The organism is Virgibacillus sp. M23 (genome assembly GCF_034190895.1).
In the GTDB taxonomy this organism is placed as follows: Bacteria; Bacillota; Bacilli; order Bacillales; family Amphibacillaceae; genus Virgibacillus; species Virgibacillus salarius.
Genome location: NZ_JAWDHA010000021.1, coordinates 23,330 through 36,339, shown reverse-complemented (window position 1 = coordinate 36,339; position 13,010 = coordinate 23,330). Strand labels below are relative to the sequence as shown.

15 protein-coding genes and 1 other annotated feature are annotated in these 13,010 nt (G+C 35.3%); of the genes, 14 read left to right on the top strand and 1 reads right to left on the bottom strand.

The window, feature by feature from the left end:
• Positions 1 to 22 precede the first annotated feature (22 nt).
• Together RVS70_RS10445 and RVS70_RS10440 are read left to right on the top strand one after the other, a co-directional pair.
• Positions 23 to 217: a hypothetical protein gene (locus RVS70_RS10445; RefSeq protein ID WP_034678985.1), complete on the top strand. Its 195-nt coding sequence runs from the start codon at positions 23 to 25 to the stop codon at positions 215 to 217.
• Between the two features lie 38 nt (positions 218 to 255).
• Positions 256 to 1,341 (top strand): AI-2E family transporter, encoded by a 1,086-nt coding sequence (locus tag RVS70_RS10440; RefSeq protein WP_026681240.1) that lies wholly within the window; start codon positions 256 to 258, stop codon positions 1,339 to 1,341.
• Positions 1,342 to 2,005: 664 nt separating this feature from the next.
• Here RVS70_RS10440 and RVS70_RS10435 read toward each other — a convergent pair.
• Complete coding sequence (locus RVS70_RS10435; RefSeq protein WP_026681239.1) at positions 2,006 to 2,194, bottom strand: hypothetical protein; 189 nt, start codon at positions 2,192 to 2,194, stop codon at positions 2,006 to 2,008.
• Positions 2,195 to 2,566: 372 nt separating this feature from the next.
• Between RVS70_RS10435 and RVS70_RS10430 the strand changes: the two genes are divergently transcribed.
• The 12 genes from RVS70_RS10430 to RVS70_RS10375 all read left to right on the top strand — a co-directional run bounded on the left by RVS70_RS10430 (position 2,567) and on the right by RVS70_RS10375 (position 13,000).
• Entirely contained in the window at positions 2,567 to 3,130 is a 564-nt protein-coding gene (locus RVS70_RS10430) for a Tad domain-containing protein (protein ID WP_026681238.1), read from the top strand.
• Positions 3,131 to 3,306: 176 nt separating this feature from the next.
• On the top strand, positions 3,307 to 3,672 hold the full coding sequence (locus RVS70_RS10425) for a hypothetical protein (RefSeq protein ID WP_026681237.1): 366 nt from the start codon (positions 3,307 to 3,309) through the stop codon (positions 3,670 to 3,672).
• Positions 3,639 to 4,094, top strand: coding sequence for a hypothetical protein (locus RVS70_RS10420; protein WP_321133209.1), 456 nt, complete (start codon positions 3,639 to 3,641; stop codon positions 4,092 to 4,094). The genes RVS70_RS10425 and RVS70_RS10420 overlap by 34 nt, the downstream gene beginning before the upstream one ends.
• A 318-nt stretch (positions 4,095 to 4,412) precedes the next feature.
• Positions 4,413 to 4,615: a binding site (T-box leader), on the top strand.
• Positions 4,616 to 4,949: 334 nt separating this feature from the next.
• The gene (alaS, locus tag RVS70_RS10415) at positions 4,950 to 7,595 is read left to right on the top strand and encodes an alanine--tRNA ligase (protein WP_121605363.1); all 2,646 of its coding nucleotides are present in this window, start codon (positions 4,950 to 4,952) and stop codon (positions 7,593 to 7,595) included.
• 122 nt (positions 7,596 to 7,717) lie between these two features.
• Positions 7,718 to 7,990 (top strand): IreB family regulatory phosphoprotein, encoded by a 273-nt coding sequence (locus RVS70_RS10410; RefSeq protein WP_026681233.1) that lies wholly within the window; start codon positions 7,718 to 7,720, stop codon positions 7,988 to 7,990.
• A complete protein-coding gene (gene ruvX / locus RVS70_RS10405; RefSeq protein WP_026681232.1) occupies positions 7,987 to 8,400 on the top strand; it encodes a Holliday junction resolvase RuvX in 414 nt (137 codons plus the stop codon). Before RVS70_RS10410 ends, ruvX begins: the two co-directional genes overlap by 4 nt.
• Before the next feature lie 12 nt (positions 8,401 to 8,412).
• On the top strand, positions 8,413 to 8,700 hold the full coding sequence (locus RVS70_RS10400) for a DUF1292 domain-containing protein (RefSeq protein ID WP_026681231.1): 288 nt from the start codon (positions 8,413 to 8,415) through the stop codon (positions 8,698 to 8,700).
• A gap of 123 nt (positions 8,701 to 8,823) precedes the next feature.
• Positions 8,824 to 9,942 (top strand): endolytic transglycosylase MltG, encoded by a 1,119-nt coding sequence (gene mltG / locus RVS70_RS10395; RefSeq protein ID WP_026681230.1) that lies wholly within the window; start codon positions 8,824 to 8,826, stop codon positions 9,940 to 9,942.
• A gap of 125 nt (positions 9,943 to 10,067) precedes the next feature.
• Positions 10,068 to 10,706, top strand: a complete 639-nt coding sequence (locus tag RVS70_RS10390; protein ID WP_026681229.1) for an O-methyltransferase — start codon at positions 10,068 to 10,070, stop codon at positions 10,704 to 10,706.
• A 17-nt stretch (positions 10,707 to 10,723) separates the two neighbouring features.
• A complete protein-coding gene (gene udk / locus RVS70_RS10385; protein ID WP_026681228.1) occupies positions 10,724 to 11,365 on the top strand; it encodes a uridine kinase in 642 nt (213 codons plus the stop codon).
• A gap of 193 nt (positions 11,366 to 11,558) precedes the next feature.
• Complete coding sequence (greA, locus tag RVS70_RS10380) at positions 11,559 to 12,035, top strand: transcription elongation factor GreA (protein WP_026681227.1); 477 nt, start codon at positions 11,559 to 11,561, stop codon at positions 12,033 to 12,035.
• A 281-nt stretch (positions 12,036 to 12,316) separates the two neighbouring features.
• Positions 12,317 to 13,000 carry a YrrS family protein gene (locus tag RVS70_RS10375; protein WP_026681226.1) on the top strand — a complete coding sequence of 228 codons (684 nt, stop codon included), beginning with the start codon at positions 12,317 to 12,319 and terminating at the stop codon, positions 12,998 to 13,000.
• Positions 13,001 to 13,010: the final 10 nt, after the last annotated feature.

Genomic DNA, 13,010 nt, shown 5'->3' with positions numbered 1-13,010 from the left:
GACAGAAGGAGCTCTATAGATAATGCGATGCCCAAATTGCCGTGGTAAGGATATTGGAAAGATAGGCACACAACAGTTTTATTGCTGGAATTGCTTTATTGAAATGTCAGTAATCAATGATAAATTAACTGTCCATCAGGTTGAGGCAGATGGATCGTTAAGTTCACTTAACGATCTATTCAGTGAAGACGAAAGAACGATCTATGAAAATCCTTAACTATGCTGATAATTACTTCAGTAGGATGAAGTGTCATCATGTTTAAAAACAATAAGCGTTTGAACTTCCTTTACTGGTTATTGATTGGCATTTTTCTATTCCTTTTCATTTTCTTACTGATAAAACTGTTTCCATTTTACAAAACAGTTTTTTTATTTCTATGGCATCTCTTAGCTCCATTTCTTATTTCCTGTCTTATAGCGTATTTATTATATCCAGTGGTAAATAAACTCCATAGCTATAATATTCCAAGGGGAATAGCTGTTTTACTCATCTATTTGTTATTTTTTGGAGGTACCGCATATTTAATCTATCGTGTCTACCCGATGATCGTCACGCAAGTTAGAGAGCTTAATGAACAACTGCCTCAATTCATTAATATGTATGAAAAACTGATATACCAAATGTACGAATATACATCATTTTTACCAGAAACCGTTCATGATAAATTTGATCACCTAATCGCGAGGGTAGAAAATGGCTTGGATCGATTACTCGCAAGACTTGTAAACGGATTTACAAAAGTATTCGATTTTATTATTTTTATTACGGTTATTCCTGTATTAGTGTTTTACTTTTTAAAGGATTATGACAAAATTAAGGCTTATTTTAAGCGGTTTATACCAAAGAAATATCGTAGTCAATCAAGTAAAATGGTCCATGCTATTGATGAAACGTTAGGTGATTACATTCGTGGTCAATTACTCGTCTGCCTATTTGTAAGCCTAACCTCACTTATTATTTTTAAGCTACTTGGAATGGATTTTGCTTTGCTACTTGCTATTCTTATGGGGATTACAAATCTAATCCCATATTTTGGCCCAATTATTGGAGCAGCACCTGCTGTAGCGATTGCCCTTACAGTCTCAGGGAAATTAGTTATATTTGTAATAGTAGCTGTATTTATTATTCAATTAATTGAGAGTAACCTATTGTCCCCATACATTGTTGGAAAAAGTATTAATATACACCCAATAGCAATCATCTTTGCTTTATTACTGGGTGGACAGCTTTTTGGAATTGTTGGCATGATTATAGCTGTACCAACGATGACGATTGCCAAAGTAATTATTAAGCATGTCATTCACTGGAGACAATTTCGTAGCAAGGAGCAAGAGGGGTAATTTGGAGTAGTATTTTAACCTGCATATAACTGAAGTCCCCCACTTCAAGAAACAAAGTGAAACCAATATGGGTAAGTGGGGATCGACTGCCAGTAAATGTCCGATTGGTTTGACTAACAATCAGTGGGAGAAAAACCAAATCCCTACTTATTGAATTTTCACTTTATAAGCAGGGATTCCTAAAAAACGTATCATTTTTAGTTTAGCAAGCTAGAAATGGTACGTTTTGTTGTGGGTAAAAAAGAGAAATTATATCGAAAACATTATCGAAATGCAACTCGTACTGCTAAATGGAAAAAACGATTATAAATACCTAGTATAAAAATGAGATAACTTATTTGCTTCATTTAATAGGTTAAAAGTACGAGAAAAATATTTAGAATTCAAGATGTTTAATGATTTCATGAAATAAGTAACAAAAATGCTAACTTTAGAACCGTTTTGTATATAGACACAAAATTGACATGATCAAACAAAGTATGAAAAGATGGAATAAAGTCCCAGATAAAGAATAGGTCTAAGAATGCTGGAGTCAAAGCGTAAAGCAATTATTTTATTTCTTATCGCACTAGTATTAGCAGTAGTATCTGGTCTTTAAAATGAAATTTCGAATCTGGCAAGTCTGGGTTATCAAAAGTTAATACAAATAACAACTTTATCTCAGTTAATCCTGCGTTTGTTTATTGTATTTTTCGTTAATAGATTTTTTCAATTCTTCAACTTGTTTTACACTAATATTCTTTAACTCTTCATCTATTTCATTTCGTTTCTTGTTAAATGAGTCTAATTGATTACTATTTATGATTTCTTCATTTTTTAAATCAATAGCGACTTTGGATAAGTTGTTAAACAATCGAGTGATTTTTCTATCCCTTTCATTTGTAACTTTGTGGATATCGAAGCTATTTGTAACTTCTTTTTAATTAGCATCACTTAAAGCTTTCAACCGAATTAATGGGGTTCTTATTACACAATCGGCTGCAAACTAATATGTAAAAGTATATTCTATTACCAAAAACGCTGGGAGTGCCAGAGATGCCGCGAATGATATATTAGCTACGACAGGGAGTTACTTACAAAAAAATTCGATAAGTAGTTCTGGAAATAAAGAATTTACTGCAAAGGTTAAAGTCAATATCCGGATGGTATTTTTACCTAAGGAAATATTCGGATATCATGTACCTTCCATTCCATATACAGCAAGTGCACATGGTAGGGTGATAGAATGAAGCAGTTTATCCAACAAGAAGAAGGGAACATAGCTTTATTCGTTTTAGGTATGTTAAGTATTATTATGATCCTGTTTTTGCTAGTAGTAAATATGGGAGGCGTTTTAGCCACGAAAGAAAAATCTAGTACGACGGTTCAACAAGCAAGCATGGCAGGATCTAGTATAATCTATGAGGAAGTACAGAAAATCATTGAAACGTATGAGTATGAGACGTTAGAAGGAGAGCTGCTTAGCTTCTTTGAAGATTTTGATGAAAATCTTCAAGAACGAACTGAGCAATTAGCAAGTAGAAATTATTATCGTGATTGGTCAGCAAATGAAATACATCTAGAAGCGTTGGACCAAGTAGTGAATGAAGCTTTACAACATGAAATGATAAGACCAAAACTGATAGAGTTACTCCAAGATGTAGATATTGAAAGTCAAGTGGTTGCAAAGGTTAAAGAGATTATTATTGATAACGGTGGCGTATTAGAAAATGCGAAATTAAAGATCAGTGAAGACCGTCTATTTGTAAGGGCAGCAAATGAAATAGAGGCAGTGTCCTATGATGGATAATTTAAAAGAGAATGTGTACCAAGAATCAGCTGGTCCAAAAATTGATTTTATTAACGTTGTGTGGGATTGGAGCACGGAGGTATCATTAGACCAACCATTCTAAATGGTATAGTTACGTATTATAACGAAATATTATCCAGTAGGGATCTGTTTTAATGAAGTAAAGAGGTGACAAATTGATTTTTATATTGTTAGTTATAATTTTATATAGTGTCCCGTTTATTTGGGTGCTTTGGTCATTTATAAACGTAAAAAATAATAAAAGGGAAAAGGTGAAATGGAAGTATCCTATCCTCCTTTTTCTGTTATTAATCTTGTTATCGATAATTGGAAATGTCTATCTATCTTCCACTTATACGATTCCTTTCTTGCAAACCTCGATGGAAAGTATGATCTGGCTAATCGTAGCAGCTGTGTTTTTAGGAATCATTGCCCTTATTAATGTATTTGTAACATTATCATTACGGAATAAAAATGTTTCTAAGCAATTTCATAATCCGAGAGTGATATGGAAATTAATTGGTGGGATGGCACTGTTTTAGGATTCCTGTTTATTTGGTTTATGCCCTTTGGACAAAAGCTATCATATGTGATGGCTTTAGAGCAAGCAATGAATGCAACAGAAAATGCTAATGGTTCAGAAGAAATTACACTTTCACTAGTTAAATCAGAAAGTAATTGTCTTACAAAAAGAAATTGTTCGAATGAACAGTTTCACAATGTGATTTATGTGAAGAACAATATGGATGAGCCAAAAGAAATACAAATCAAGATACGCGCACTAGACAAGGATCAACAAGAATTAAAAGTTATTGACTCGAAGATCATGGAGGTCGGTGCGAATGAGTTACAAATGGTAAAAACGGAGGAAACCAATCAACAATCAAGTATATGGAATCAATATTCTTTTCAAACTGATGATAGGATGTATTATTTTCAACATCATTTCGCTATAGGGAAATAGAATAAGCAATATATCTGTGTATTACATCAAGAGAAGGTGTAAGAAGTTTTTATGTCAGAAAAAAGCTGGAGAAGGTTCTATCTGTATTTAATGTTATTTATCTATATCATTTATGCACCTATATCAATTATTGAATGGCTCTCAGAATCAGGAGGTTTTCCTTTTACTGCAATTATAGTAGGTATAGCGCTGCCTTTATCCGAAAAATCACCTAGAGGGATTAAAGGAAATTTCAAAGAAAGATTCTGTCTCATAGGTATGCATCGGCGTTGACATTCCGCTCGATGTTTTTTATAATTACGCTAACAACTATACATGTAGAATACGTTGAAAGTTTTGAGTACATGACAATCGCTTTTAAGAGAAGGATTTCCGTTGGCTGAAAGAAATCCTAAGGTAGAATCATGGAAAGCTAAGCTGGAGTACGGTTAATTCCCGTCGGTGTCATACCGTTATAATGATAAAGTGATGAACAATAGTTCATAATTAGGGTGGTACCGCGATCAAATCTCGTCCCTGCAAATGCAGAGAAGGGATTTTTTTATTGTCTAGGTAATTGTAAAATTTGAACCTGTGGATAAAAATGGGCGTGTTGAGCTGTTCCAGCGGAGGCGACTTCACGAATTGCCCTAATCTAAGTTATCATCGGCTTGCATGTACACCGTGATTCCTTTATCTCCGTTGACTCGCTTCAGTTCGCTACGTTTCTAATCGGGCGCTTGCGCTTTTATTCTTTTCAGGAAATAAATAATCCATTTACTGCGCTCAGTTAGTCTTTCCTGACGAAAAAGTGATGTCAATGATTAATGACTTGATGTTCTATTCAACTATTTTTAGATTGGGAGGAAGTTTAAGATGAAACAATTATCATCAGCAGAAGTTAGGCAAATGTTTTTAGATTTCTTTAAAGAAAAAGGCCATCGTGTTGAGCCAAGTGCTTCTCTAGTTCCGAAGGATGATCCGACGCTACTATGGATCAACAGTGGTGTTGCAACATTAAAAAAATATTTTGATGGTCGGGTAATCCCTGATAATCCTCGAATCGTAAATGCCCAAAAATCAATTCGTACGAATGATATAGAAAATGTCGGTTTTACCGCAAGACATCATACGTTCTTTGAAATGCTCGGTAACTTTTCAATAGGTGACTACTTTAAAAAAGAAGCTATCGATTGGGCTTGGGAATTTCTAACGAGTGATCAATGGATTGGGTTTGATCAAGAACGGTTATCCGTTACAGTGCATCCAGAGGATGATGAGGCCTATGATATATGGTTAAAGAATATAGGTATTCCAAAGGAAAGAATTATTCGTTTAGAAGAGAATTTTTGGGATATTGGTGAAGGCCCAAGTGGACCGAATACAGAAATCTTTTATGATCGTGGCGAACACTATGGAAACGATCCAAGTGATCCTGAACTTTATCCTGGGGGAGAAAACGAAAGATACTTGGAAATATGGAACCTTGTCTTCTCCCAGTTTAATCATAATCCAGATGACACGTACACGCCTTTACCTAAAAAGAATATAGATACTGGTATGGGCTTAGAACGGATGGTATGTGTCATTCAAGACGCACCAACAAACTTTGAAACAGACCTATTTATGCCAATTATTAAAAAGACAGAAGAGTTAGCCTCTACAAAGTATGGAGCTAGTCAAGAAGGAGATACAGCTTTTAAAGTGATTGCTGATCATATTCGTACGGTTAGCTTTGCGGTAGGAGATGGTGCTGTTCCTTCGAATGAAGGAAGAGGTTATGTATTAAGAAGATTAATTAGAAGAGCTGTTCGATTTGCCAAAGAAATTGGTATTGAAAAGCCGTTCATGTATGAATTAGTAGATACGGTAGCAGACATTATGAAGGATTTCTACCATGAAGTAGTGAAGAAAAAAGAATTTATTAAAAATATGGTGAAAGTGGAAGAAGAGCGGTTTCATGAGACACTGCACGATGGCTTAGAAATATTAACAGCAATCTTGAACAGCGAAAAGGAGAAAGGAAGCACCTTATTCCCAGGAGTGGAAGTATTTCGCTTATATGATACCTATGGGTTCCCTAAAGAATTAACAGAGGAATATGTGGAAGCACAAGGTTTTACGATTGATGAAGAAGGTTTCCAACGAGAAATGGAAAAACAACGTGAGCGTGCACGTAACGCTCGACAAAAAGTTGATTCTATGCAAGTACAAGATGCTGTTTTCAGTGAGATTAATATCGATAGTGCGTTTGTAGGGTATACCCAAATGGAAGTAGATACTTCCATTGTGGCAATGATTGCTGGTAATGAACAGGTGGAAGTAGCAGAAGCAGGTGACGACATATATGTATTCCTAGAGCAAACACCATTCTATGCCGAAAGTGGCGGGCAAATTGCTGACAAAGGTTTCATTTCTACCGAGCAAGCTACTGCATATGTAAAAGACGTACAAAAATCGCCAATTGGGCAGCATATTCATCGTGTAAGCATTCAACAAGGTTCTTTACGTATAGGAGAAGCGGTTCATGCCATAGTTGAAAAGTCGGCTCGCTCTTTTATTGTCAAAAACCATACAGCAACTCATTTATTACATCAGGCATTAAAGGATGTGCTTGGTAGTCATGTTAATCAAGCTGGATCACTTGTTACGCATGAACGCCTCCGATTTGATTTCTCTCATTTTAATGCTGTAACCAAAGCTGAGCTACAACAAATTGAAGAAATTGTTAATACAAAGATATGGGAGGCAATGTCCCTAGTCATTACCAATGAAAATATTGAGGATGCTAAAAAAATGGGAGCAATGGCCTTATTCGGCGAGAAGTATGGCGATGTAGTTCGAGTAGTTAGAATTGGTGATTATAGTTTAGAGCTTTGTGGTGGCTGTCACGTTGTGAATACATCTGAAATTGGTCTATTCAAGATCGTTTCGGAAAGTGGAATCGGAGCTGGAACAAGAAGAATTGAGGCTGTTACTAGTAAAGAAGCCTATCAATATTTAGCAAATAAGGTAGGTCTATTACAGCAATCTGCTCAATTAGTTAAATCGAAAGAGGAAGCACTTCCAGAAAGAATAGAGGGCTTATTTCAGGATATTAAAGAGTTGCAGAAGGAAAAAGAATCACTTCGTGCAAAACTTGCAAATGTAGAAGCTTCTTCAATTTTAGATAATGTACAAAACATTGAAGGTATCTCTTTATTAAGTGAAAAAGTCGATGTAAATGATATGAATCAGTTGCGAAATATGCTGGATGACTTAAAACAAAAACTAGAATCTGGAATTATTCTATTAGCAATAGAGAATAACGGAAAGGTTCAATTAGCAGCAGGAGTTTCAAAAGACTTAATGGAACAAGGATTCCATGCAGGGAAATTAATTAAACAGGCTGCGCATGCTTGTGGCGGTGGCGGAGGAGGTCGTCCAGACATGGCCCAAGCAGGAGGTAAGGATCCATCCAAAATTGATCAAGCCTTAAATGCAGCTAAAGAATATATTTTAGAGCATATGAATAGCAACTAATTTGAATATCATCTAGTGAAAAAGATATAATTAATTCTATAATCATGTTAAGATAATAGAAGAAGCTTACATTCGGTTTAGCAGATGGCTTTACCAAATGATTCTAAGATCGAGGTGTCACGATGAGTTCAATTGATAAAACGATGAAATTTAATTTTTCGGAAGAGCCTTTTGACCAGGATATTAAGGAAATACTTTTCACAGTGCATGCAGCTTTAAAGGAAAAAGGGTATAATCCGATAAATCAGATTGTAGGTTACTTGCTTTCTGGTGATCCTGCTTATATTCCAAGGTACAATGACGCACGTAACTTAATTCGTAAAATCGAACGTGACGAAGTAATTGAAGAGCTTGTCAAGTTCTATTTAGAACAACAGCAAAAGGAAAATAAATGAAAGTAATGGGATTAGATGTAGGATCCAAAACAATAGGTGTTGCTGTTAGTGATGCCTTTGGTTGGACTGCACAAGGAATAAAAACAATCAAATGGAACGAAGAAGAGATTACCTCTGCCGATGAAGCATTAAAATCCATTATAGTAGAACATCAAGTTGGGAAAGCTATTGTTGGACTTCCGAAGAATATGAATGGTACGATCGGAGAGCGTGGAGAAGCATCTAAGCTCTACGCAGAGCATCTAGAAAAAGTCCACGGAATTGAAACAGTGCTATGGGATGAGCGTTTAACTACGATGGCTGCTGAAAGAGTTCTACTAGAAGCGGATATGAGTAGAAAGAAACGTAAGAAAGTCATTGATAAGATGGCAGCTGTAATGATTCTACAAAATTATTTAGACCAGAAATAAAGGAGTGAAAGAATGGCACTTGAGGAAAAGGAACGAATTATAATACCTGATGAAAATGGAGAAGAACATTTATTTGAAGTTCTGTTTACCTTTGATGTAGATGAGACAAGTCAATCCTATATCGCAGTTATTCCTGTAGAGCAATCAGAGGATGAGGAAGTCGAAGTTTATGCATTCCGTTACGAAGAAAAGGAAAAAGATGATGACGATTTATCGCTGTTTCCAATTGAATCTGATAAAGAATGGGAAATGGTTGAAGAAATGCTTCATACACTAGCAGATCAAGAAAATGAGGCATAGGGTTATCTCAAAAAACAAAAAGCTGATGTCGAAATACGGCATCAGCTTTTTGTTTTTTGCATAAAATTAATGGAATATAACATCGAATTTTAGTATAATATACCGGATGAGAGGGGGATAACTATGTCCAAAGAGAAAAAGAATGGTAATTTTAGGGACAACCTCATTGCTCGAAGCGAAGAAGCCAAGACAGTGCGTAAGATTGTGTCAATTATTATTATCGCATTACTTTTAATTTTGATTATTGGTGGCTTATCTGGTTTTTTGTACGTCAAGTCAGCCCTAAAACCAGTTGATCCAGATAGCAAGGAAGAGATAAAAGTAACAATTCCAATTGGTTCATCATCTTCAGAGATTGCTTCTTTATTAGAAGAAAAGGGGGTTATTAAAAATGCCCTTATATTTCGTTTTTACATAAAATTTAATAATGAATCAGATTTTCAAGCTGGAAAATACACATTCACGCCAGATATGGAATTAGATGAAATAATTGAATCACTGAAAAATGGAAAGATTATGGCTGAAGCAGTTCATACAATTACCATTCCAGAAGGAAAAACCATTGAGCAAATGGCAGGAATCTTTGCAAAGAAAATGAGTTTTTCGAAAGAAGATTTTTTGAAGAAAGTAGACGACAAAGATTATATTAGTCAGTTAATCAAAAGATATCCATCTATATTGTCAGAGGAAATTCTAAATACTGAGATTCGTCATCCATTAGAAGGGTATTTATTTGCATCAACATATGATTTCTATGAAGAGAAGCCAAGCGTAGAAGCAGTTATCAATGAAATGTTGAAGAAAACAGATGCTGTGTTATCCGATTATTTAAACGAAATTAGTGAAACTGATTATTCGGTTCATGAAGCTGTTACCTTTGCCTCGGTTGTTGAAAAAGAAGCGAGCACTGCAAAACAGCGGAAAAAAATTGCCGGTGTGTTTTATAATCGTATAGAGGAAGGAATGAAGCTACAAACAGATCCAACCGTATTGTACGCTTTAGGAAAACATAAGGATCGTGTATTATATGAGGATTTAGAAGTAGAGTCTCCTTATAACACTTACTATGCGGAGGGCTTACCGATTGGGCCAATTGGAAGCTATGCCGAAAGCTCCTTAAAGGCAGTGCTTAATCCAGAGCAATCAGATTTCTTATATTTCCTCCATGATGGAGAAGGAAATATTTATTATGCAAAAACATTAGATGAACATAATGAAAATAAACAGAAGTATATCGATTAAAGCCTCATCCCCCTATCTCATAAGCTGAGAAGGGGGATGCTTCCGATATATTTACCCTTCATTTAATTTATGATAAAATATGTAATCTTGGTATCGAGATTTCATTCTGAAAAAGAGGTCATTTTATGAACGAACAAGTAATACACTACTTATTGAACATTTTACCTGCTACAACTTCATTTGTTCAGCAATTAGAAAAGGAAGCAAAGCAAAATCATGTACCTATTATGGAGCCTCTAAGTATGGATTTTATGCTGCACATACTTCAATTAAAGAAACCGAAGAGAATATTGGAGATTGGAGCAGCAATTGGATATTCTGCTTTAAGAATGGCAGAAGTAGCACCAGATTGTGAAATAATAACAATTGAAAAAAATGAACAGCGTTACCAGGAAGCTGTTATGAACATAGAAAAGCAAGGGAAGTCTAGTACAATAGATGTTATCCTAGGAGATGCCATCGATAAACTAAATGAGTTGCAAAATGATTCATTTTTTGATGTAATATTTATCGATGCAGCTAAAGGGCAGTATCAAAAGTTTTTTGAGCAATCGGTTCCTTTACTTGCAAGGGATGGACTAATTATTACGGATAATGTCTTGTTTAGAGGGTATGTTGCACAACCAGAATTAGCTCCAGCAAGATTTAAAAATATGGTCAAAAAAATTCATCATTACAACGAATGGCTTATGCATCATCCTGATTTTACAACCACTATTGTACCTATCGGAGACGGTGTTGCTATTAGTTTAAAGAAACACTAGAAGGGGGTACCGTATCTATGCAAGATAAACCAGTGGTTATTGGCGTTGCTGGGGGGAGTGGTAGTGGTAAAACTTCTGTTACTCGTTCCATATGTCAACGTTTTTCAGATCAAACCATTCTTGTTATTGAACAGGATTATTATTATAAAGATCAAAGTCATTTGCCATTTGAGGAGCGATTAAATACGAACTACGATCATCCTTTAGCATTTGATAATGATTTATTAATTAGTCATATATACGATCTATTAAATGGAAAAGAAATCGAAAAGCCAGTGTATGATTACAAGGTTCATACACGATCGAAAGAAGTAATAAAGGTAAAGCCGAAAGATGTTATTATTTTAGAAGGCATCCTGATATTAGAGGATCCTCGTCTTGTTGATTTAATGGATATAAAAGTATATGTTGATACAGATGCAGATTTACGTATTATTCGCAGATTGATGCGGGATATAAATGAACGCGGAAGATCTCTAGACTCTGTCATCGATCAATATATTAACAATGTAAGGCCATCGCACTTACAATTTATTGAACCAACCAAGCGATATGCCGATATTATTATCCCAGAAGGCGGACAAAATCACGTAGCAATCGACATTATGGCTACGAAAATAGAAACGATACTTTATAAAAATCAACATAAACAAATTTAGGAAAAGTATTGAAAATTTGTACAAAGTCTGCCATAGTAATGATTAGTACAATTTTGGTATAATGGAGCGTTTACATTGGCTCCGTTATTGATATAAGCTCAGCTCAATGTTTTTTATTAACTGGGGGTTATTATGAGACTCCAAAAGTGAAAATTCTCTTTAGATGCTGAAGGAATAAAAAGGAGTGTTTAGAATGGCTACAGAGAAAAGTTACTATATGACACAAGAGGGGAAAGAAAAGTTAGAAGAAGAACTACATTATTTAAAAACGGATAGACGACAAGAAGTTGTTGAACGTATAAAAGTTGCTCGTGATTTTGGAGATCTTTCCGAGAATTCGGAGTATGATGCTGCGAAGGATGATCAGGCATTTGTCGAATCACGTATTGCACAAGTGGAAAAAATGATTCGTAATGCAGTAATCATTGAAAACGATAATGATAATCCGAATATTGTATCACTAGGGAAATCGGTAACGTTTCAAGAGCTTCCAGATGGTGAAGAAGAAACATACACGATAGTAGGGAGCGCTGAAGCTGATCCGTTTGAAGGGAAAATTTCAAATGATTCCCCAATGGCTCAAAGTTTACTTGGACAAGAAATTGGTTCTGAAGTAACTGTAGCTACACCTGGTGGAGAGATTCAAGTTAAAATTGTAAATGTAGATTAATTTTTATATCTATATGGTTGTTGTATAAAAAGATCATGGTGTAATATTCCCCCCTTATGTAGTAGTGTAAAATAGTTGGTGTTACACTTACTTGAAAAAGGGGGGTTTTTTCATTTTAAATTCCTTCAATAAGAGGTTAATGGATGATCGACTGGGGATCAGTAATCGGTCGTTCTGTTGGTAGGAAATTATGACTACTAATATTTTGTAATGTCTCTATCATATAATTCTATAACATAAATATGATATCATAGTAGAGTAAATATGGGAGGGCTGAAAACATGAGTGAATTTGATAGAGTATCAAGAGTAGATAAATTTGAAAAGCGCAGAAAAAATACAAAGTCTATCTCACTTTTGCTTGTGCTTGGTGCAGTTTTACTTATTGTATTAATTGGTTTTTGGATGTTCGGTGGTGACGATGAGGCTGCTAAAGAAGAAGAGAGTAAGTCTGGTAACGAGACAGAGCAAAATGACACTGAAAAAGATGGCAATGATGAGAGTGGCGATCACTTCACTAAAGTTGAAGAAGAAGACTCCACAAATGATACGGATCAAAACAATGCTTCTGAAAATGATGAGAATGAAGCATCAAACGAGGAAGACTCGGAAAATGCAAATGAAGATGTACAAATAGAGCAGCTAGAGCCTTCTGGTGACAATGTTGTAGAGGCTTATACAGCCAATTGGGAGCCAATTGGAACAGAGCAACAAGGTCCACATACAACAAATTATGATGATGGCTCACAAGATAGAATTGAAATTAGTAGAGCAGTAGCAATGGCTACGGGATTAGCTGAGAATAATATGACGACACATTGGGTTGGTAATGGAGGAGATCAAAAGGTAGAGGCAACTGTATCAAACCCTGACAATACAGAGATTTACCGTGTATATTTATCATGGGTTGATAATAAAGGTTGGCAGCCGACAAAGGTTGAAGTGTTGCAAGAGGTCGATATTTAATATAATCAAG

What these genes read in the sequence shown, in the direction of transcription:
- RVS70_RS10445 (WP_034678985.1), top strand. Translation starts at nt 23, where the DNA reads ATGCGATGCCCAAATTGCCGTGGTAAGGATATTGGAAAGATAGGCACA.
- RVS70_RS10440 (WP_026681240.1), top strand. Translation starts at nt 256, where the DNA reads ATGTTTAAAAACAATAAGCGTTTGAACTTCCTTTACTGGTTATTGATT.
- RVS70_RS10430 (WP_026681238.1), top strand. Translation starts at nt 2,567, where the DNA reads ATGAAGCAGTTTATCCAACAAGAAGAAGGGAACATAGCTTTATTCGTT.
- RVS70_RS10420 (WP_321133209.1), top strand. Translation starts at nt 3,639, where the DNA reads ATGGAAATTAATTGGTGGGATGGCACTGTTTTAGGATTCCTGTTTATT.
- alaS (WP_121605363.1), top strand. Translation starts at nt 4,950, where the DNA reads ATGAAACAATTATCATCAGCAGAAGTTAGGCAAATGTTTTTAGATTTC.
- RVS70_RS10410 (WP_026681233.1), top strand. Translation starts at nt 7,718, where the DNA reads ATGAGTTCAATTGATAAAACGATGAAATTTAATTTTTCGGAAGAGCCT.
- ruvX (WP_026681232.1), top strand. Translation starts at nt 7,987, where the DNA reads ATGAAAGTAATGGGATTAGATGTAGGATCCAAAACAATAGGTGTTGCT.
- RVS70_RS10400 (WP_026681231.1), top strand. Translation starts at nt 8,413, where the DNA reads ATGGCACTTGAGGAAAAGGAACGAATTATAATACCTGATGAAAATGGA.
- mltG (WP_026681230.1), top strand. Translation starts at nt 8,824, where the DNA reads ATGTCCAAAGAGAAAAAGAATGGTAATTTTAGGGACAACCTCATTGCT.
- RVS70_RS10390 (WP_026681229.1), top strand. Translation starts at nt 10,068, where the DNA reads ATGAACGAACAAGTAATACACTACTTATTGAACATTTTACCTGCTACA.
- udk (WP_026681228.1), top strand. Translation starts at nt 10,724, where the DNA reads ATGCAAGATAAACCAGTGGTTATTGGCGTTGCTGGGGGGAGTGGTAGT.
- greA (WP_026681227.1), top strand. Translation starts at nt 11,559, where the DNA reads ATGGCTACAGAGAAAAGTTACTATATGACACAAGAGGGGAAAGAAAAG.
- RVS70_RS10375 (WP_026681226.1), top strand. Translation starts at nt 12,317, where the DNA reads ATGAGTGAATTTGATAGAGTATCAAGAGTAGATAAATTTGAAAAGCGC.